The 20147-nt window shown below is 61.6% G+C and carries 19 protein-coding genes; 9 read left to right on the top strand and 10 right to left on the bottom strand.

Going from position 1 to position 20147, the window contains the following annotated elements:
• Positions 1–31: 31 nt before the first annotated feature.
• The 7 genes from ACI2KB_RS05210 to ACI2KB_RS05180 are packed head-to-tail and all read right to left on the bottom strand — an operon-like array spanning position 32 to position 8321.
• Positions 32–2374 carry a DUF1989 domain-containing protein gene (locus ACI2KB_RS05210; protein ID WP_404632096.1) on the bottom strand — a complete coding sequence of 781 codons (2343 nt, stop codon included), beginning with the start codon at positions 2372–2374 and terminating at the stop codon, positions 32–34.
• Positions 2375–2389: 15 nt separating this feature from the next.
• The gene (locus ACI2KB_RS05205) at positions 2390–3757 is read right to left on the bottom strand and encodes an NAD(P)-binding domain-containing protein (protein ID WP_404632094.1); all 1368 of its coding nucleotides are present in this window, start codon (positions 3755–3757) and stop codon (positions 2390–2392) included.
• 30 nt (positions 3758–3787) lie between these two features.
• Positions 3788–4654 carry a formyltetrahydrofolate deformylase gene (purU, locus tag ACI2KB_RS05200; RefSeq protein ID WP_404632092.1) on the bottom strand — a complete coding sequence of 289 codons (867 nt, stop codon included), beginning with the start codon at positions 4652–4654 and terminating at the stop codon, positions 3788–3790.
• A 32-nt stretch (positions 4655–4686) separates the two neighbouring features.
• The gene (locus tag ACI2KB_RS05195) at positions 4687–5817 is read right to left on the bottom strand and encodes an aminomethyltransferase family protein (RefSeq protein ID WP_404632090.1); all 1131 of its coding nucleotides are present in this window, start codon (positions 5815–5817) and stop codon (positions 4687–4689) included.
• 33 nt (positions 5818–5850) lie between these two features.
• The gene (locus ACI2KB_RS05190) at positions 5851–6867 is read right to left on the bottom strand and encodes a heme-dependent oxidative N-demethylase family protein (RefSeq protein ID WP_404632088.1); all 1017 of its coding nucleotides are present in this window, start codon (positions 6865–6867) and stop codon (positions 5851–5853) included.
• A 9-nt stretch (positions 6868–6876) separates the two neighbouring features.
• Positions 6877–7812, bottom strand: a complete 936-nt coding sequence (locus ACI2KB_RS05185) for a PDR/VanB family oxidoreductase (RefSeq protein ID WP_404632086.1) — start codon at positions 7810–7812, stop codon at positions 6877–6879.
• Entirely contained in the window at positions 7809–8321 is a 513-nt protein-coding gene (locus ACI2KB_RS05180) for a dimethylamine monooxygenase subunit DmmA family protein (RefSeq protein ID WP_404632084.1), read from the bottom strand. The genes ACI2KB_RS05185 and ACI2KB_RS05180 overlap by 4 nt, the downstream gene beginning before the upstream one ends.
• Before the next feature lie 228 nt (positions 8322–8549).
• Here ACI2KB_RS05180 and ACI2KB_RS05175 point away from each other — a divergent pair, with 228 nt between their 5' ends.
• Genes ACI2KB_RS05175 through ACI2KB_RS05165 form a run of 3 tightly spaced genes read left to right on the top strand, consistent with a single transcriptional unit; the run spans position 8550 to position 11127 of the window.
• A complete protein-coding gene (locus tag ACI2KB_RS05175; RefSeq protein WP_404632082.1) occupies positions 8550–9707 on the top strand; it encodes a sensor histidine kinase in 1158 nt (385 codons plus the stop codon).
• Positions 9676–10347 (top strand): response regulator, encoded by a 672-nt coding sequence (locus ACI2KB_RS05170; protein ID WP_404632080.1) that lies wholly within the window; start codon positions 9676–9678, stop codon positions 10345–10347. The genes ACI2KB_RS05175 and ACI2KB_RS05170 overlap by 32 nt, the downstream gene beginning before the upstream one ends.
• Positions 10348–11127 (top strand): PAS domain-containing protein, encoded by a 780-nt coding sequence (locus ACI2KB_RS05165; RefSeq protein WP_404632078.1) that lies wholly within the window; start codon positions 10348–10350, stop codon positions 11125–11127.
• Positions 11128–11175: 48 nt separating this feature from the next.
• Here the strand turns inward: ACI2KB_RS05165 and ACI2KB_RS05160 are convergent, their stop codons facing one another.
• Together ACI2KB_RS05160 and ACI2KB_RS05155 are read right to left on the bottom strand one after the other, a co-directional pair.
• Positions 11176–12213 (bottom strand): LLM class flavin-dependent oxidoreductase, encoded by a 1038-nt coding sequence (locus ACI2KB_RS05160; protein ID WP_404632076.1) that lies wholly within the window; start codon positions 12211–12213, stop codon positions 11176–11178.
• Between the two features lie 86 nt (positions 12214–12299).
• Positions 12300–12785, bottom strand: coding sequence for a flavin reductase family protein (locus ACI2KB_RS05155; protein ID WP_404632074.1), 486 nt, complete (start codon positions 12783–12785; stop codon positions 12300–12302).
• 369 nt (positions 12786–13154) lie between these two features.
• On the opposite strand from ACI2KB_RS05155, the gene ACI2KB_RS05150 reads away from it, so the two are divergent.
• Positions 13155–14576 (top strand): purine-cytosine permease family protein, encoded by a 1422-nt coding sequence (locus ACI2KB_RS05150; protein WP_404632072.1) that lies wholly within the window; start codon positions 13155–13157, stop codon positions 14574–14576.
• Between the two features lie 34 nt (positions 14577–14610).
• Here the strand turns inward: ACI2KB_RS05150 and ACI2KB_RS05145 are convergent, their stop codons facing one another.
• A complete protein-coding gene (locus ACI2KB_RS05145; protein WP_404632070.1) occupies positions 14611–15495 on the bottom strand; it encodes an alpha/beta hydrolase in 885 nt (294 codons plus the stop codon).
• Between the two features lie 213 nt (positions 15496–15708).
• On the opposite strand from ACI2KB_RS05145, the gene ACI2KB_RS05140 reads away from it, so the two are divergent.
• From ACI2KB_RS05140 to ACI2KB_RS05120, 5 genes are all read left to right on the top strand, one after another.
• The gene (locus ACI2KB_RS05140; protein WP_404632068.1) at positions 15709–16614 is read left to right on the top strand and encodes a LysR family transcriptional regulator; all 906 of its coding nucleotides are present in this window, start codon (positions 15709–15711) and stop codon (positions 16612–16614) included.
• A 191-nt stretch (positions 16615–16805) separates the two neighbouring features.
• The gene (locus tag ACI2KB_RS05135) at positions 16806–17231 is read left to right on the top strand and encodes a VOC family protein (RefSeq protein ID WP_404632066.1); all 426 of its coding nucleotides are present in this window, start codon (positions 16806–16808) and stop codon (positions 17229–17231) included.
• Positions 17232–17558: 327 nt separating this feature from the next.
• Positions 17559–18344, top strand: a complete 786-nt coding sequence (locus tag ACI2KB_RS05130) for an allophanate hydrolase subunit 1 (protein ID WP_404632064.1) — start codon at positions 17559–17561, stop codon at positions 18342–18344.
• The gene (locus ACI2KB_RS05125; protein WP_404632062.1) at positions 18341–19282 is read left to right on the top strand and encodes a biotin-dependent carboxyltransferase family protein; all 942 of its coding nucleotides are present in this window, start codon (positions 18341–18343) and stop codon (positions 19280–19282) included. The genes ACI2KB_RS05130 and ACI2KB_RS05125 overlap by 4 nt, the downstream gene beginning before the upstream one ends.
• Entirely contained in the window at positions 19275–20033 is a 759-nt protein-coding gene (locus ACI2KB_RS05120; protein WP_404632060.1) for a LamB/YcsF family protein, read from the top strand. Before ACI2KB_RS05125 ends, ACI2KB_RS05120 begins: the two co-directional genes overlap by 8 nt.
• Positions 20034–20147 lie beyond the last annotated feature (114 nt).

Below are 20147 nucleotides of genomic sequence, written 5' to 3'. Positions count from 1 at the left end.
TGGAAGGGGGCGCAGCCAGGGGTGATACGGATCAACTGCGCACTCGGCTCTTGTCCGGGTCGTAGAAGATCGGTGCCGTGACCTCGGCGCTGATGCGCTTCTGCAGGCCGTCGATTTTGCCGATTTCAAGTGCAGTGCCCGGCTCGGCACAGGACACGTCAAGGCGACACAAGGCAATGTTGCGATTGAGCAAAGGCGAGCGACAGGCGCTGGTGATCACGCCGACTTGCGCGCGGCCACGGAACACCGGGTCGCCGTGGTGCGCGCCTTCGTTACCGCTCAGGTCCAGTCCGACCAGTTTGTGGCTCGGCGTGGCGCTGCGCCGCAGCAGGGCTTCACGACCAATGAAGTCATCGGTCTTGGTCTTCAGTGGCACGCTGAAACCGATACCGGCCTCGAACGGATCGGTCTGATCGCTGAATTCATACCCTGCGAAAATCAGTCCGGCCTCGATGCGCAGCATGTCCAGCGCTTCCAGCCCCAGCGGCACGATGCCCAACGGTTGGCCCAACGCCCAGATGCGATCCCAGACCTGTTCGGCGTGGTCCGGGTGGCACCACACCTCGTAACCCAGTTCGCCGGTGTAGCCGGTGCGGGAAATCATCAGCGGGCAACCGTCGTAGTCGTCCATTCGCCCCACCAGAAAACGGAACCAGCCGAGGTTTTCCAGCGCCGGTTGCGTGGGTGGAGTCCAGACCATTTGCTTGAGCAATTCGCGGCTCAACGGACCCTGCACCGAGAGGTTATGGATCTGTTCGCTGGCCGATTTGACCCAGACCTTCATGCCGAGCTTTTGCGCCTGCTCGCGCAACCAGATGCCCGCGTAGTCTTCGCCGCAGATCCAGCGGAAATTGTCCGGCCCCAGACGCAACAGGGTGCCGTCATCGAGCATGCCGCCGTGTTCGTGGCACATCGCTGAATACACCACCTGGCCGATGGCAAGGCGGCGCACGTCGCGGGTCAGGCAGTGTTGCAACAGGGCTTCGGCGTCCGGGCCGATGATCTCGAATTTGCGCAGGGCGGTGAGGTCCATGACCGCGACTCGCTCGCGGCAACCGTAGTATTCGTCGATGGCGCCAAAGCCGTCGTAACGCAGGGGTAGCCACCAGTTGCGGTAATCGACGAAGCTGCCGGTCAGTTGGCGGGTGCGTGAATGGAAACCCGACTGACGGGTGAGAACGGGGTCGGCGTCGGCCGTGCTGCGAGTGCTCATGGCGAGGGCAAAGCGCTCCTTTTCGCTGTAGACGCGGATATGGATATCGGTCGGCTCCCAGCCATTGGCCGGGTCGATGTCGTCAGGGCAGGACGAACTGCCGCAGACCAGATCGGTCATGGCTTTCAACAGCACGTAATCACCGGGGCGCGACCACGGTTCATCAAGGGTCATCTGCTGATGAGCATCAATGGCGGTGTTGAAGAAAAAGTTGATCGCTGGCCAGCCTTCCCTTGCCTGCACCCCGTGGGCGGCCAGCGCGCGACTGAGGTTGTCGCTGCAGTTGTCGTGCCCGAAATAGCCGTGGCTCTCGTAGTAGCGGGCGGCGCAGGCGAGGGCAAAGGCGTCGTGACGCCCGACGGTGTCCTGCACCACTTCCAGCATCGGCTGCATGCGCCGGTCGAAGAATTTGCCGAACAGCCCCGGTGCCGGATAAGCACTGCCATTCAGGGTGCGGGTGACGGTCTGGTCAAGGTCCAGCTCAATGCCCCGGTCCAGTGCGCGACGGTCAAAGGCGACGAAGTCCGAGCACTGCCGACCGGCCACGTCGAGCACCTGAATGTACTGCCCCTTGGCGACGGTGTAGCTGTGAGCGGTGCCTGCGCGAATGGTGAATTCATCGAGCAGTTCGCCCAGAGGTTCAGGTAACGCTGGGGTCAATACTGCCGACGGATGAGCGCGCTCGACCACCAGCCGCAGTTCGCTGTGGCAGTATTGCCGGTCGACTGCTGTGGCTTCATCAGGGGCTGCGGCGATGATCAGCAGACGGCCTTCGGCCACGAACTGACGGCTGAAACCGGCGGGCGTCTGTGCCTCCCACAGCGATGCGGGAGTGGGCAGAGCTCGCCCGTCCAGCCCGCGTTTTTCCAGCGCCTGTGCGATACGCCGAGCCTGCACACCGCCCGCAGCCAGCTGCCGAGGGATGAAAGCCGCTTGACTCGCCGGGCTCAATGACCAGTCGGCCAGCGCGCTGCGGCCCTGGGTGTCAACCACCAGCAGCTCGCAGGGTTGCCAGCCTTCCAGGTCGATCACCTGCAAGCGGTCGCCAGCTTCCAGCGCCAGCAGGGTCAGCCCGCCAGCGCCCAACCGATAACGCTCAAGGGCTGGGGTGCGGGCGAACAAACCGGGTTCGCGGGGCGAGGAGATGCGCGGTGCATTCATGTCCGGGCTCCGCGGTCAACCGACCGACTTGATGGGCGTGGTCGGTTCGATGAGGTACGCGGCCATCGAGTCGTCCAGCGCTTGCAGCCACGGCGTGTGGTGCGGCGGCGACTGGGTGCCGGTCATCAGCGAGCGGTACGACTTGTCGCGATAGCCCATGATGTCTTCGGCCTTGTCGTGCTTCCAGTGCAGGAAGGTGTCGTTGACCGCAGCGATATCGAAGTTGGGGTAATCGGTGGCGTCGACCAGTTGCTGGATGTAGGCGCCCTGGTATTCGAACATTTGCTGATTGGTTTCCAGGGTCTGTTCGCGCTCGAACCACTGCTGGCTGTCGGCGAGCATGTCAGCGTGGGATGGCAGGGCGATGCGTCCCAGAATGACGTCGCGGGCGTACCAGGCCTGGGCATCGAACATATTGAAGGAGTACCACTGGTCCTGCATGCCGAGGTAGATCATGCGCGGGTTGGCTTCCCAGAACACGCCCTTGTAGAGATTGCGCGGCCACAGGCGGTTGTCGGTTTTCAGGCGCAGCGACTCGTCGAGGAACGGGAAGTGGTGCTGGTAGCCGGTGCACAGAATCACCGCGTCGATGTGCTTGCTGGTGCCATCGGCGAAATACGCCCGGCTGTTTTCCAGACGTTGCAGCAGCGGCTTTTCTTCCCAGTTGGCGGGCCATTTGTAGCCCATGGGCGCGGTGCGGTAGCAACTGGTGATGCTGCGCGCGCCGTATTTGTAGCATTGCGAACCGATGTCTTCGGCCGAATAGCTGCTGCCGACGATCAGCAAATCCTTGCCCTTGAATTCCAGCGCCTCACGGAAATCGTGGGCGTGCAGAATGCGTCCGGCGAACTGCTCGAAGCCCTTGAAATACGGCACCTTGGGCGTCGAGAAATGGCCGCAGGCGTTGATCACGTAATCGAACTGTTCGCTCACGCTGACATCGTTGCCGTGGTCGTGGGACAGCACCGTAAAAAGCTGCGTCGCTTCGTCAAAGGTGACTTGGCGCACCACGGTATTGAAGCGAATGTAGTCGCGCACACCGGCTTTCTCGACGCGCCCCTTGATGTAATCCCACAGCACTTCCCGCGGCGGGTAGGAGGCAATCGGCCGACCGAAGTGTTCTTCAAAGGTGTAGTCGGCGAATTCCAGGCACTCCTTGGGACCGTTCGACCACAAATAGCGGTACATGCTGCCGTGCACCGGCTCGCCGTGTTCGTCCAGCCCGGTGCGCCAGGTGTAGTTCCACATGCCGCCCCAGTCGGCCTGTTTTTCGAAGCAGACCAGTTCCGGGATGTCAGCGCCCTTGTCCCGCGCCGACTGGAAAGCTCGAAGTTGGGCCATGCCGCAGGGGCCGGCGCCGATGATGGCTACGCGTACAGTCATGTCTGTGCCTCGCTAGAGAAAAAGGGGCGATCAGCGGAAGATCACGGTCTTGTCCTGGTTGATGAATACCCGGTGCTCCAGGTGGTATTTCAAGGCTTTGGAGAGCGCGACGGTTTCCGTGTCGCGGCCAATGGCGACCAGCGATTCAGGCAGGTAGGTGTGGTCGACGCGCTGCACCTCCTGCTCGATGATCGGGCCTTCGTCCAGGTCGCTGGTGACGTAGTGCGCCGTGGCGCCGATCAGCTTTACGCCCCGGTCAAACGCCTGGTGATAGGGCTTGGCGCCTTTGAAGCCGGGGAGGAACGAGTGATGAATGTTGATGGCCCGCCCCGAGAGCTGCTTGCACAGGTCGTCGGAGAGGATTTGCATGTAGCGGGCGAGCACCACCAGATCGGTGCGAGTTTCCTGAACGATGCGCAGCAATTCGGACTCCTGACGGGCCTTGGTATCTTTGCTCACCGGCAGGTAAACGAAGCGGATGCCTTCGCGCTCGGCCATGGCGCGCAGGTCCAGGTGGTTGGACACCACGGCGGTGATCTCCATGTCCAGTTCACCCTTGCGATGGCGGTACAACAGGTCGGTCAGGCAGTGGTCGAACTTGCTGACCATCAGCAGCACGCGGGTCGGCTGTGACGAGCGGAACAGTTGCCATTGCATGTCGAAGCCGCCCGCCAGTGACGCCAGTTCCCGTTGCAGGGCGTCGATATCGCCGTGGGCGCCCCGGTTGAAGCGGAACACCGCGCGCATGAAAAACTGCCCGGTGAATTCGTCGTCGAATTGCGCCAGTTCGCTGATGTAGCACTGCTGGCTGGCCAGGCAGGAGGTCAGGGTGGCGACGATCCCGGAGGTGGCCGGGCAGTTGATCTTGAGGATGTATTGCTCGTTTGAAGTGTCCATGGCGCTCTCGTGTCGGCAATGAAAAACGGCAATCAGCCCTTGGCCGTGCGCTTGGTTTTCTGCGGGTCGTCGAAGGGCATGGCGTGGGTCACGGCGGCGACCTGCTGACTGCCGCGCACCTGTAGAGCGACGCCGGGCTCGGCGCAGTCGACGGCGACACGGGCGATGGCCATGGAACGTTGGGTGAGGCGTGAATACATGGCGCAGGTGATCACGCCCACTTCCTGACCGGCGTGCCACAGGGTGTCTCCCGCTTCGGCAGCGATGCCGCTGTCGAGCAGCACGCCGGCGATTTTGAAACGTTCCTGGCCTTGCAGTCGGCGGTGCTCTTCTGCACCGCGGAAGTCGCGTTTGTCTGGCGAAACCGTGAAGTCCAGACCCAGTTCCCACAGGGTGTCGCCGGCCTTCTGGTCGGCGAAGGGGTACATCTGCGAGTTGTCGTAGGGGAAGAACATCAGCGCGCTTTCCACCCGCAGCCAATCCAGCGCGGTAAAGGCGCAGGGGATGATGCCCATGGCCTCGCCGTGGCGCAGGATGGCGTCCCAGATGGCCGGGGCATCGGCGGCCTTGCAGAAGATTTCGTAGCCGCGTTCGCCGGTGTAGCCGGTGCGCGAGATCATCACCGGGCGGCCGAACAGGCGGGTTTGCAGGTGATGGAAGTAGGGCAGGTCGCGGATGCCAGGCACGTGGTCAGCGAGGAAGTCCACCGCCAGCGGGCCTTGCAGCGAGAGGTCGTGCAGGTCGTCATCGAACAGCACGCCCACCTGACGGCCCTGGGCCGAACGCACCAGCATCTCGTAACCGGTGCCCGCGCCGTGCACCACCATGAAGGCGTTGGGGCCGGTGCGGTAGACGATACAGTCATCGACGAATTTGCCTTCTTCGTCGAGCATCGAGGCGTACACCGACTTGCCGGGGTACAGCTTGCTGATGTCCCGGGTCGTGGCCCATTGCAGCAGGCTTTCGGCGTGAGGGCCGACGTAGTGGACTTTTTTCAGCCCCGAGACGTCCATCAAACCGGCACGGGTGCGGATGGCTTCGTGGTGATCGGCCAGGTCGCTGGCGTAGGTCCAGGCGGTGCCCATGCCGTTCCAGTCTTCCAGCTGTGAGCCGAGCGCGCGGTGACGGTCAGCGAGTGCAGAAATGCGCCATGAATGAGCCATGTGAAGATCCTTGTCGGTGAGTGATCGGAAAAGTCAGGCCTGCGGGTCGAACTGGCTGAGCCATTCGATCAGTGCGTGGCGGTAACGGGTCATGCCTTTGTAATCGGCGATGGCGTCGGGCAGGTCGCGGATCACCCGGTGCAGGCGGCAGCCCCATTCAGGCTGGGTGACCAGCTCGTTGAGGCTGATCAGGTAGGTGCGGATGCTGAACATCATCGCGTTGCTGCGCGGCAGCCGAGCCATGACCTGCAATTCGACGCGCAGGTGCACGAGTTGCCCGGCGTTCTGCGCGGTGACGGTGCCGCGGTCGGCGCCCCATTCGTGAAAGGTTTCCGGTGACGAATCCAGACGTGGGTTGATGGTCAGGGTCCAGTTCAGACGCCGCACGGGATGGTCGACTTGCAGGTTGAGCAGGTATTTCAGCGCCCGGTCGAACACCCCCATCTGATGGGCCATCGGCACCGGCGAATGCCATTGCTTGAAGCTCATTCCGGCATCAAACGCCAGCGACCAGTCGGCGGGGCTGGTGACCAGTCCGGCGTCCATGAACAGGTCGCCGTCGCGCTGATCGAGCAGGGCAAAGTCGCCCTGCACCTGACGGCCAATGAATTCCAGCGGCTCGCTGGGCAAGGTTGTGGCATCGCCAAACACGAAGCGCTGATCGATGCCCAGCGCGTTGTTGCGCCAATGCCAGTGGTCGCCGTCGCGGTCGAGTTCGAACCACTGCGGATAGTCTCGGGCCAGGTGTTCCATCAACATCTGCAGGGCGTCCCAAGCGGCATTCTGCATGTGTGGCATGACCAGATAACGACGAGGGTCTTTGCCCAGCACCTGGGCGCGTTCGGCCATTTCCGAGCGGTAATGCTCATCGATGTCAAAGCAGTGTTCGTAGACCGAGCCGGGGTCACGGGAGGTGGCCGGTTCGATGTTCACCGAATACAGGTAGCTGTCCTGGGGGAACGGAAACGGGAAACGCTTGATCGCAGTGGGGCTATTGCGAAAGCTGAAGTCTTCACGGTACGTCTGGGTAGGGCTGAATGGCACGGTCATGCTCGACTCCTAGAGATCCAGTGATACACACGGGCCACAGCCACGTGACACGCACGGCATGAGAAATTCGGCCTGTTCGTTGCGGGTCAGAAAGTGGTCGCGGTGTTCGATGTCGCCGCCACCGTGACGGGTGATGCACTGCCCGCAGACCCCGCCACGGCACAGGTTGGGCACCTCGACGCCGATGGCCTCCAGGGCTTCCAGCAGGCTTTGGTCGGCAGCGACGGTCAGGCGTTTGCCGCTGCGCAGCAGTTCCAGTTCGAACGGCGTGCCGGGTTGCGGCGCGCTGAAGGCTTCGTGGTGCACGCGACTGGCGGGCCAGCCCAGCGCCCGGGCGTATTCCTGAACATCGGCGAGCAGGCGTTGCGGGCCGCAGGTATAAACGTGGGTGCCCAAGGGCCGGTTACCGAGAATGGCGGGCAGATCGATGCGCCGTTGGCCGTCATAGACATACAGGCGTGCGCCCAGGCGTTGTTGCAAGGTGGCGAGGTAGGCATCGCTCAGGCCCGGGCGACACAGGTAATGCAGTTCGACAGCGGCATTGCGCTTTTCCAGCTCGCTCAGGTAGGCCATGAATGGCGTAATGCCGATGCCCGCGGCGATCAGAATGTGCTGGCTGGCCTGACTGTGCAGGGCGAACAGGTTGGCAGGAGGCGACAGGGTCAAGGTGTCACCGACCTGCACCTGTTCATGCAGATGCCGTGAGCCGCCCCGGGAATCGCTCTGTAAACGCACGGCGATGCGGTAGTGGTCGTGTTGCGCCGGATCGCTGGTCAGCGAATAGGCATTGCGCAACGTGCGCTCACCCAATGGCAGGTGCACTTGAACGTGGCTGCCTGCCGAAAAGCCCGGCAGACGGCCTGTGCAAGGGGTCAGGGTGAATTCGCGCACCAGCGGGGTGAGCATTCGTGCCTCACTGACCTTTACTTTCAGTGTCGCACTCATGGCCGGAACCCCGCGTAAGGCTGGTCCGGATTGCCACACACGCCCAGGTAGGCGCCCAGACGTCGGGAAAAGTGTTCGCGAATCTCCAGCAACACCCGGCAGCCGCTGCATTGCAGGCTGTCCTGTTGCGTGCCGGGCTGACGCTGGCCGCAGTGCACGCAGTAAACGGTGCGCACACCGGGCACGCTGAGGGTCATGTCGATTTCGTCATCCTGCAGCCCGGCGCTGCGGGCCAGGGCATGAATGCGCCAAATGAAGGCTTCATCGCCGACGAGGTACAGCCGGGTGCCAACGGTGCAGGTCGCCAGGCAACGGCCCAGACGGTCGTTGAAATCGCCGTTCTCGGCGTTCAGCACGGTGGGCTGGTCCAATGTGCCGACAAAGGCGGGGCAACTGTCGGCCGATTGAATCACCACCAGCGGCTGACACACTGCCTCCTGTGGCGCTGGCTGACGATAGCGAGGAAGGCTGTGCAGCCTTGCGCGTTCGATGTCGGGTTTATCCATCATGGCGGCTTCCCGGTGGACCTGCGGTGGGCGTGAAACGACGCGAATCGCCGAAGCGGGTGAGCGGTCGCTGTTCTCTGATGGGCAAGATAATTTCTCGACAGGAAAAATCGCTCAATCCGGAAAAAGGGGTATCTCTTTGGAGGTAGTCCGTGGCGAAGGGGGACTGCGGGGCATGGAAGTTGCTGGTTTGCCAGTCACAACGGCGCAACGGAAAAGGAACATTCGACAGTGCAGACCCAAGCGAATTGGTGGCGACGCTGGCCCCGCTGGTTTCGGCGCGCCAGCCCCCGGCAGGTGAACGAACTGCGTGGGTTGCTGGCTGAACTGCCGCTGTGTCTGATGCACGCCGACGGTGCCTTGCCGCGCTTTCTGGACCGTTTTGAGGCGCTGCAGCCCGGCGTCACGCTCAACCTGATTCAGGTGGACGAAGACCTGGGGCCCGCGCGCCGGGTATTGACCGCCGAGTGCGAGCGCAGCGCCGATTGCCCGTGGCGCAGCGGGGCGTGCGTGACAACGTCGCCGGTGGCTTGCGACCCGTGCCGCCAGCGGGGCGTGCATCGCTTGATCTGCGGTTTGCCTGAAGCGCGGGTGCCCGGCAGCGCCATGGTGCTGCTGGACACGCCGCGTGAGGCCGACCGCTTCTGGCAGCAGATGCTGGGTGAGGTGAGTGAGGCGCTCGGGGTCACCGTCCAGTTACTGCGCCATCGCCGTGAACAGCAACGCAAGCAGGCCACCGCGCAGCACGGTGCGCTGGCCCGTGAGCTGCACGATTCAGTGGCGCAACAGCTGGGTTATCTGTCGTTTCAGGCGCGGCTGGTCCAGACCCGACTGACTGATCCGGAATTGGCAGGCACTTCACTGACCGAGCTGCGCAACGGCTTGAGCCAGTTGCAACGGCAAGTGCGCGAACTGATCACCAGCGCCCGGCTGACCATGGACGGGCGCTCGTTGCGCCAGGCGCTGGCTGACTCGGTGGCCGAATTTTCCCGGCGCTGCATCATCGTCTTTGAGCTGGACAACCGATTGCCGGACAACGCCCTGAGCCCGGAAACCGAATTGCAGATCCTGCAAATCATCCGCGAAGCCCTGACCAACGCCGTGCGCCACTCCCATGCCCGACACGTGCGCATCGAGCTGCGCCAGCCCCCCTCCGGCGACGTCCTGGTGTCGGTCGAGGACGATGGCATCGGCCTGAGCTCGGCGTCCGGCGATGACAACCACTTTGGCCTGGCGATCATTCGCGAGCGTGCCGCCAGTATCGGCGCGCGGCTGGCAATCGAGCCGATCCAGCCCCACGGTGTGCGCGTGCACCTGTGGCTGACCTGCCACCCCGCTGATTTTTCGGAGAGTCACGATGCACGCCACGACCTTGTTACTGATCGATGATCACCCGCTGTTCCGCAAGGGCCTGGCGCAGTTGTTCAGCGCCAGCGACGACTTCGAGGTGGTGGGCCAGGCGGCCAGTGGCCGGGAAGGGATCAATCTGGCGGTGAGTCTGGCCCCACAACAAGTGCTGCTGGACCTGCACATGCCCGGTCTGAGCGGGTTGCAGGTGCTCGACGAGTTGCGTCAGTTGCGTCTGGGCTGCCAGGTCGTGGTGCTCACGGCATCCATGGACCGCAGCGAGCTGCTGTCCGCGTTGCGCCTGGGCGCCAGAGGTTATGTGCTCAAGGAAACCGAGCCTGACGCGCTGCTGGCCTACATGCGCAACTGCAATCAGGGGGCAATTGTGCTGGATGACTCGCTGGTGTCGTTGCTGGCTGCCCATGATGCCCCCGAATCAGGCCCGGAACGGCTGGATCCGGGCCCGGAGCTGGGCAGCCTCACCGAGCGCGAGGGCCAGACCCTGACCCTGATCGCCGGCGGCATGAGCAACAAGCAGATCGCCCGCGAGCTGGGCATCAGCGACGGCACGGTGAAGATTTACGTCAAGAACCTGCTGCAGAAGCTCAGCCTGCATTCGCGGCTGGAACTGGCGGCCTGGGTTCATCAGTCGACGGTCGCTAGAAAAGAGGAGCGCCACTGAATGAGCGAAGACAGTGCTGTGCGAGACCTGCTGTCAAACGTCAGCTCAGGCGCTGCGTTGGACCGCTTTCCGGTCGCCTTGCTGGAACTGGCGGAGAACGGGCAGATCACCGGATTCAATCAGGCCTGGACCGATCTGATGGGCACCTCGGCCCGTATGCGCAATGCGCTGGACTATGTGCATCAGGAGGACCGTCCGCTGTGGCTGCAAGCCCTGGCCCAGTTGCGCGCCCACCCCGGCACGTCATTCCGGCAGCGCTTGCGCTTCGTTCATCCTGACGGCGATTTGCGCTGGTGTGAGGTCGGGCTCAAATCGGTGGCTTCAGGTTTCTGTCTGGTGCTGGGGGACATCACGGCGCACAAACGTCGGGAAACCGCGTTGCAGGCCAGCCAACGCAGCGCCATAAGCCTGCTCGACAGCATGCCGGGGCTGATTTATCGCGGGCGCAACAACCGCGACTGGACCATGGAGTTTGTCAGTGCCGGTTGCCTGCAATTGACCGGTTACCCGGCGGAGCGTCTGGTGGACAACCACGACTTTACCTACAACAGCCTGATCCTCCCTGAAGATGCCGATTACGTCTGGCGCGAGGTGCAATACGCGCTGGCGCGGCAGGTGCCGTTCGAATTGAGTTACCGGATTCGCTGTGCGAGCGGTGCGATCAAGAATGTCTGGGAGAAGGGCGTTGGTATTTACGCGGACAACCGCGAGGTGCTGGGCATCGAGGGGGCGATCTTCGAGCGCACGCGCTGTGTCGGCGAATGCCGGGCGGCAGAATGAACAATGCCGCGGGAGGCGCCGCGGCACTGGGGGCAAGCGTAGGGTCAATCAGCGAAACGCAGGCACCACGTGCTTGATGAACAGTTCCAGCGATTTCTTCTTCTCGGCGTGAGGCAGGCTGTTGTCGCACCAGAAGCTGAACTCATCCACGCCCAGCTCTTTGTAGTACTGGATGCGCGGAATGATTTCTTCCGGGGTGCCGATCATGGCGGTTTTGTGCAGGCTGTCGAGGGTGAACTCAGGACGTTCGGCGAATTTCGACTCCGGACTCGGGTCGAGGAAGCCGTTGACCGGCGTGGTCTTGTTGCCGAACCAGGCATCGAAGGTGCGGTAGAACTTCGAGATGGCCTTGGCGCCGACCTTCCAGCCTTCCGGATCGTTGTCCGCGTGGACGTGGGTATGACGCAACACCATCAGTTGCGGACGGGGTACGTCAGGGTTGGCGGCCAGGGCCGCTTCGAATTTATTCTTCAGGTCGACCACTTCTTCGTCGCCTTTCATCAATGGCGTGACCATCACGTTGCAGCCGTTTTTTACCGCGAAGTTGTGCGAGTCCGGGTCGCGGGCCGCGATCCACATTGGCGGTGTCTTGATCGGCTTTGGCACGCTGGTAGAGGTGGGGAATTTCCAGATTTCGCCATCGTGGGCGTAGTCGCCTTGCCACAATGCCTTGACCACCGGAACCATCTCGCGCAGGGCCTTGCCGCCTTCGGAGGCAGGCATGCCACCGGCCATGCGGTCGAATTCGACCTGATAGGCGCCGCGCGCCAGACCCACTTCCATGCGCCCGTTGCTGATGACGTCCAGCAGCGCGCATTCACCGGCCACCCGCAGCGGATGCCAGAACGGCGCGATGATGGTGCCCGCGCCCAGGTGAATGGTGGTGGTGCGGGCGGCGAGGTAAGCCAGCAGCGGCATCGGGCTTGGCGAAATGGTGTATTCCATGGCGTGGTGTTCGCCGATCCACACGGTGCTGAAACCGCCTTGTTCGGCCATCAGCGTCAGCTCGGTCAGATCCTCGAACAACTGTCGATGGCTGACCGATTCGTCCCAGCGTTCCATGTGTACGAACAACGAAAATTTCATGACGCTTACCTCGGGTAAATATGCCGTCCGCTGCTCGGCGGTCGGGCGTTTTTTTCGATAGACCGTATGACTTCGTATCGTCAGGCTCAAGCCAGCGCGGGCAGGGCGCCCATTTTGCCACGGCAGTAAACCATGGGGCTGGCGGGCTGCTCCGGCACGATCAGGTTCTTGACGGCGCCGACCATGATGGCGTGGTCGCCACCTTCGTATTCGCGCCACAACTCGCATTCGATGATCGCAGTGGCATTCGACAGCAGCGGGTTACCCAGCGCACTCAATGTCCATTCGATGCCAACGGCCTTGTCCTTGCCTTTGCGGGCGAACGCATAGGCTTCGCTCTGTTGCGTGCCGGACAACAGGTGAATGGCGAAGCGCTTGTTCTTGATCAGCGTCGGGTAGGAGTCGGAGCTGTAGTTGGGGCAGAAGAGCACCAGTGGCGGGTCCATCGACAGCGAACTGAAGGCACTGGCTGTCAGACCGACCACTTCGCCATCGTCATTGAGGGTAGTGATTACCGTCACGCCGGAAGGAAAGGAGCCCAGGACGTTCTTGTAGGCGATTGCGTCGATCATGTTGCTACCTCTGCGGTTCGGTGCCGAAGGTGATGAGTTTTATGTGTCTGATGGTATACCGTAATACTGATGATGCAAGTGTTTTTTCTTTCATGTTCGCAGAGTGCAGGTGGCAATCGACGTTGCGTGGTCCTTTAAAAACGCGGCTTTGATGCCTGCTGAACCGGTTTTTCCCTCATCGACTGAGCCTTGCAATCTGTCAGAAATAGCCCAACCGACGGTTGTCAATTGTTGGTATACCATAATATTGTGATGGCGCTCGTGAGTGCAGGGATGTGTTTGCGGCGTGACAGGTGTCCTCCGGCCACAGGCTCGGCGAGGCGCTGCATGGTTTTAGCTGGCCACAAAGACAAGAATTCAGGCGAAACGATGACTACATCCGATACTCATGGCGGCAACGCCACCCCTTTGATTGAAAACCACACTGTCGATTACGTGCCGCTGGCCGAACGTCATGGCAAGGCGCGGGACCTGTTCACCCTGTGGTTCAGCACCAACATTGCGCCACTGCCTATCGTCACCGGAGCCATGGTGGTTCAGGTGTTCCATCTGAATCTGCTCTGGGGGCTGATCGCGATTGCCCTGGGCCACATGATCGGTGGGGTGTTCATTGCCCTGGCCTCGGCGCAGGGGCCACGCATGGGCATCCCGCAAATGGTGCAGAGCCGAGGCCAGTTTGGTCGCTACGGTGCGCTGTTGATCGTGTTCTTCGCGGCGTTGATCTACGTGGGTTTCTTCATTTCTAACATCGTGCTGGCAGGGCAGTCGATCCATGGCATGGTTCCCAGCGTTCCGCTGCCAGTAGGTGTGGTGATCGGTGCCTTGAGCGCCACGGCCATCGGTGTGATCGGCTACCGTTTCATTCACACCCTCAACCGCCTCGGGACCTGGGTGATGGGCGCAGCGCTGCTGGCAGGTTTCATCATGATCTTCAGCCAGGACCTGCCCGCCGACTTCTTCAGTCGGGGCGGTTTCAACCTGTCGGGCTTTTTGGCGACGATATGCTTGGGGGTCATCTGGCAGATCAGCTTCTCGCCTTACGTTTCGGATTATTCACGTTACCTGCCGAGCGACATCGGCATCGCCAAACCCTTCTGGGCCACGTTCTTCGGCGCGACCCTGGGCACCACGCTGTCGTTCAGTTTTGGTGCTGTGGCGGTCCTGGCCACGCCAGAAGGCACCGAAGCGATGGCGGCAGTCAAACAGGCGACCGGCGCGTTGGGGCCGATTCTGATGCTGCTGTTTTTGCTCAACATCATCAGCCATAACGCACTCAATCTGTACGGCGCGGTGTTGTCCATCGTCACCTCGATCCAGACGTTCGCCGGGCAATGGACGCCCAGCGTCAAAGTGCGGGTGATCCTGGCGACGTTGATTCTCGCGGGCTGCTGCCTCACGGCGGTGGGCGCGTCGGGTGACTTCATCAAAGAGTTCATCGGCCTGATCCTGACGTTGCTGATCGTGCTGGTGCCGTGGGCGTCGATCAACCTGATCGACTTCTACCTGATCAAACGCGGCAGTTATGACATTGCCTCGATCTTTAGCGTCGACGGCGGGATGTACGGGCGTTTCAACCTGCACGCCATCGTCGCGTACTTCATTGGCATCATCGTGCAACTGCCGTTTGCCAATACGTCGTTGTACGTCGGGCCGTATGCCAATTACCTGGAAGGGGCTGATCTGTCATGGCTGGTGGGCTTGCTGGTGACCTGCCCGCTGTATTACTGCCTGGCGACCCGCAACCGGTCGGAGCGGGCCAAGGCGGCGCGTTTGGGGTTTGCCGAGTCGTGAAGGTGACTGACCGCACGCTCGGCTCCGGGGCCGTTCAGTCGCTATGCTGATTATGCTCGGGTAATCCGGCCGCTCTGCGCAGTCCCAAGTGCAGAGCGGTGCTGAACATCTGGCCGTGATTGCGACCGCTGAACGATTGGTAACTGGCCTGAGTGCCTGGCAGTTCAGCCAGGTGTTCGGCCAGCAAGCGATTGGCATCGGCAGGCACGGCTGCCATCGCCGCTCTGCGTTCCGGTGAGCCACCATCGAACTGAGCGACCGGCGGTTTTCCCTCTCGTTCGCCTCTGACCAGCCGTATCGTGGGTGTCACCCCGGCGGGAAACCGGTTAAGCGCCATGCCGTTGTCGTAGGTGATGGGCTGATACCACAGCGACGCACTGGCGGCGATCCAGGTCTGGAACAGGTCGGGCTTCTGAAGCAAGGCATAAAGCGTGAACAGGCCGCCGAACGAGTGCCCCCACAGTGTCTGTCGTGTCGGATCGACAGGGTAATGCGACTGCACTTCTGGCTTGATCGTTGTCTGGAGCAGATCAAGAAACGCATGGGACGTATCACCGGTGTAATCCCGGGTGCGTTGCTCGCCGTCGTACGTGCCCTCGATGTCGTACCCGATCATGACCAGCAGCGGCGGAGCGCCTGCATCCAGTTCGCCAAGCCAGTCTTCCTTCAATTCAGCCATCACGTTGTTGCCATCGAGCAGGTACATCACCGGATAGCCCGCCGCCGAGGGTGCCCGGCGGGGAATACCGATATCCAGCCGGTAATGCCGTTGGCGGTCGGGGGAGTCGACGTTCAACCGTTCGAAGCGATAGTGAGCGGAGCCGGTTTCAGCCAAAGGGGGAATCTCCTGAGCGTCGGCCACTGCAATCGATGGCAGCGCGCCAAACAGCGTAACGATAAAGAATGCTTTCCAGTTCATGAGCCGCTTCGATTCCAAAGGCACTGGGTGGGGCGTTTTCCTGCGCGAGTCATCGATGCGCATGTGCAGAGATTCGCGCATCACGTGCCGATCGTCTACGAGACATCTTTCTTCCTGCGCGGGATGATCTGAAGCGTTATTCAGCCACCTGTTCGTTCCTGGCTGTTCAGTTCACGATAAACTCGCGGCTCTCCACTTGCCCGAGGCCCCAGCGTGATCAGAGAACTCAAAACCTTCATCAGCGTCGCACGACGCGGTACCTTCGCCGCAGCGGGGCAGGAGGTGGGGTTGACCCAGTCGGCGGTCAGCGCACAGATCCGCAACCTTGAAGACAGCCTGGGCGTGAAGCTGTTCGACCGCTCTGGGCGCGCCGCCACCCTCAACTCGGCGGGGCAACGGGCGATTCCGCTGGCCGAAGAGATTCTGCAGATTTTCTCCCGCATGGGCGCACCGGACACCGACAACGACTTCCATGGCGCCTTGCGCATCGGTGCCATCGGTACGGTGCAGACCGGCATTCTTCCGCAAGTGCTGGTGGCCTTGAAGGCCAAGGCACCGTTCATCGAGGCCAGCCTGATCCCCGGCGTTTCGCTCAATCTGCTGAGTCTGGTGGACTCCGGTGATCTGGACCTGGCGATCATGATCAACCCGCCGTTTGCCTTGCCCAAGGACTTGCGCGCCGAGGTGATTGCCCGCGAGCCGTTCGTGCTCATCACCCCTAAAAATGTCCGTGGCAATGATCCGATTCAGTTGCTGCGAGACCATCCGTTCATTCGCTATGACCGCAATTCGTTCGGCGGCCGCTCGGTCACGCAGTTTCTGCGCGAACAAAAGCTGCATGTGCGCCAGGCATTGGAGCTGGATGAACTGGATGCCATCGTGAAAATGGTGCGCAGCGGTTTGGGTGTGGCACTGGTGCCGATGGCGGGGGTGTGGCTGGAGAACGCGTCGGAGGTGCGAATCCTGCCGTTGGGCGAGTTGACCTTCTCTCGGGAAATCGTCCTGCTGAGTCGTTATCAGCAGCGCCATGCGCCATTGTTCAATCTGTTTCGCACCTGTGTGATGGATGCGATGGCCAAACACAACGCCCAGACACGGCAGGCTAGAGCTTCTTTTTGAGCGTCAACGGTTTAGTCGGCCAAACGATAAGTGCACGGCTTTGGGGCGTTGCGTGTGTCTTTGGTGCAAAACGCTTTAAAACTCCACGACTCATCAAAATTATTGTTGCTCAGAACTAAAAATATCCGCTTTTACCGCGGGGTCTCTCAGTCAAGAATCAGCTCACGCACAACAACCTGTAGGAATACATCGTGAGCCTTTCTCCTTTCCACCTCGCTATCCCTGTTTACGACCTCGCTGCTGCACGGCACTTCTACGGCGACGTCTTCGGCCTGTCCGAAGGCCGCTCCAGCAATCAGTGGGTGGACTTCGATTTCTACGGTCACCAACTGGTGATCCACGAGCACCCGAAAACCGCTTCTCAAGAGTCGGTGCATTCCAACCCGGTCGACGGCCATGACGTGCCGGTCCCGCACTTCGGCATCATCTTGCACTGGGAAGAGTGGGAAGCACTGGCTGACCGCCTGCGTGCCCGCGAAACCAAGTTCGTGATCGAACCTTACGTGCGTTTCAAAGGCCAGGTGGGCGAGCAGGCGACCATGTTCCTGTTCGACCCGTGCGGCAACGCGCTGGAATTCAAGGCGTTCAAGGACATGAGCCAGTTGTTCGCCAAGTAATCGATACACCCTGAGTGACCGCGACCGTCGCCGGACAGGTTGTGTGAAAACGTACCGAGCGAAGGTAAGACAAGGCAAAAACAGGCGAAAAACGGCCGGGGTCGCGTCCGACTTTAGATGTTCTAAATGAGCATTTTTCGCCTGTTTTTAACGCCGTATTACCGAGCGCAGTAGTTTTCACGCAGCCTGTACAAGAGCGACTGCGCCCTTTGCCGTCTAGCCTTGCAGCGCCCTGATGATGTGTGGACTCCGCGTAGTCAAAAGCGGCGTTCCGTCCTGTGCTTGCCTGGCTGAACACCTGCCTGCTGCATAAGGATAGAGAACGGTATGTTCTACATCAGTGCCCATGCGCCATCCGCGCCCGTTCCGGACCTGCGTCCGCCTGCCCGATCCTGGCGATTCGAGCCCTGTGGCGAGCGCTGCGTCATCCTTGTTTTCGACAGCGTTTTTTCGATCGAGGCCAACCGCGAGGCCGCCTCGGTTGCCAATATCCTGCGCACGCTGGCCAGCCAGGGTGCATTGCCTGGCATCACCGATGTGGTGGCGGCCATGGTCACAGTCGGCGTGCATTATTCACCGCTGGCGTTCGTGACGCTGGACGCTGATGCATCGCCATATGACGTGGTTTGCCAGGCGTTGAGCGCTGCACTGTTGCAATCGATCGGCGCGACTGTGGGTAATACGAACCGCATTGAAATCCCGGTCTGCTATGAGTCCGAATACGCACCCGATTTGGCAGCGATCGCCCAAGCCTGTGCGTTGACTGTCGACGAGGTGATTGCGGCTCACACCGCCGACTGGCTCGACGTGCTGATGGTCGGTTTCGCGCCGGGCCATCCTTATATCGGTCTTCACCCGCAGGCGCTGTCATTGCCTCGCCGTTCGGTGCCGCGCAAGCGCGTGGCGAAGGGCAGTGTGGGCATTGCCAACGGCCAGAGCGTGATTTACCCCGCCGAATTGCCCGGCGGCTGGAACCTGGTCGGGCGCACGCCGCTCGACCTGTTTTCCCCCTTCAACGACGTTCCCTGTCTGCTCAAGGGGGGTGACCAAGTCCGTTTCACCGCCATCAGCAGCCGCGAGTTCGAAGCGCTGGCGCGGGGAGAATCGTTATGACCATTCATGTCATCAAACCGGGGCTGCTGTCTTCGTTTCAGGACACTGGGCGGCATGGTTTCCAGCATTGGGGTGTGCCGGTGTCAGGTGTCATGGACGAAGCGGCGCACGAATTGTGCAACCTGCTGGTGGGCAATCCCAGGTCGTTCACCACGCTGGAAATGACCCTGCAAGGCCCGACGTTGCAGTTTCAGGCCAAGGCGTTGATCGCGCTGGCCGGTGCCGATCTGGGCGCGACACTCAATGGCGAGCCTTTCAAACCGGGCACCGCGCAGATCGTTGCGGCCAACTCGACGCTGAGTTTCGGCAAGCGTTTGCACGGTGCGCGCAGTTATCTGGCGGTGGCGGGCGGCTTCCTGTTGCCCGAGGTCATGGACAGCACCAGCACCAACACCCGTGGCGGGTTCGGTGGGCTGCGGGGGCGGGCGTTGCAGGCGGGCGATCTGATTCCGATTTGTTCCTCGTTCGCCAACCCGCCGCGTCTGGCCAAAACCTATGAGCCGTCGTCTGCGAGCCATGATGAAGATCAGCCGATCCGGGTCATGAAAGGGCGTGAGTGGGCGTTGTTCAGCGAACAGTCGCAGCAGGACTTCCTCAACGGCACCTACACCCTGAGCGGCGATTCGGACCGCATGGGCTATCGCCTGACAGGCCAGGCGCTGACCCTGTCGGCGCCCTGTGAGCTGCTTTCCGAAAGCGTGGCGTTCGGCACGGTGCAGGTGCCACCCAGCGGGCAGCCGTTGATTTTGATGGCGGACCGGCAAACCACCGGCGGCTATCCGCGTATCGCTCAAGTGGCCAGCGTGGACCTGCCGCGCCTGGCGCAAATGCTGCCGGGCGATGCGCTGCGCTTCTCATTGATTGACCTGCACGCCGCGCAAAAGCTCTTCATCGAACGCGCGCGCACTGTAAAAGCAATGGAGGCCTTCAATGCCTGAGATCGATTTCAACAGCGATGTGGGCGAGGGGTTTAGCCTATACCACGCTGGGGATGATGCTGCCGTCTTGCCGCACATCACCTCTGCCAACATCGCTTGCGGCTTTCATGCCGGTGACTCGCGCACCATCCGCCGAACGGTCGCGTTAGCGGCGCAACTGGGTGTAGCGGTGGGCGCCCATCCTGGCTTTCAAGATTTGCAGGGCTTCGGTCGTCGACTGATGAAACTGTCGGAAGACGAAGTGTACGAAGCGGTGGTGTATCAAGTCGGCGCGTTGATGGGCTTCACCTGTGCGGCGGGTGTGCCGCTCAAGCACGTCAAACCCCACGGCGCGTTGTACAACCTGGCGGCGACTCACCGACCGACAGCCGATGCGATCTGCCATGCAGTCAAGGACATCGACCCCGGCCTGATGCTGTTTGGCCTGTCAGGCAGCGAACTGACGGCGGCGGCGACCTCATGCGGCTTGAAGGTGGCCCATGAAGTGTTCGCCGACCGCACCTATCAGGACGACGGCACGCTGACCCCGCGCGGGCAGCCCGGCGCGATGATCGAGGATGTCACCGTGGCGGTCGATCAGGTCCTGAACATGCTCCATCGCGGTGAAGTGCGCAGCATCCAGGGCAACTGGGTTCCAGTGCGCGCCGAGACCTTGTGCATTCATGGCGATCAGCCGGGCGCGGCGGCGTTTGCGCGGTCGATCAAACAAGCGCTGCTAAGCGAAGGGGTGGTGATCAGAAGCCCTGTTTGACGGCGTGGTTTAGTGACACACACATAAAACGTTCGTAGCCATTCAACAATAATAAGGAGCGCTACATGCAGAACAGATTCATCAACATTTACCTCTGCCAGGGTCAGCGGAAGT

Source organism: Pseudomonas sp. NPDC088444, from assembly GCF_044900175.1.
Classification (GTDB): domain Bacteria; phylum Pseudomonadota; class Gammaproteobacteria; order Pseudomonadales; family Pseudomonadaceae; genus Aquipseudomonas.
Note: the sequence above shows the minus strand (reverse complement) of the source record. Positions and strands in the feature narration are given on the sequence as shown.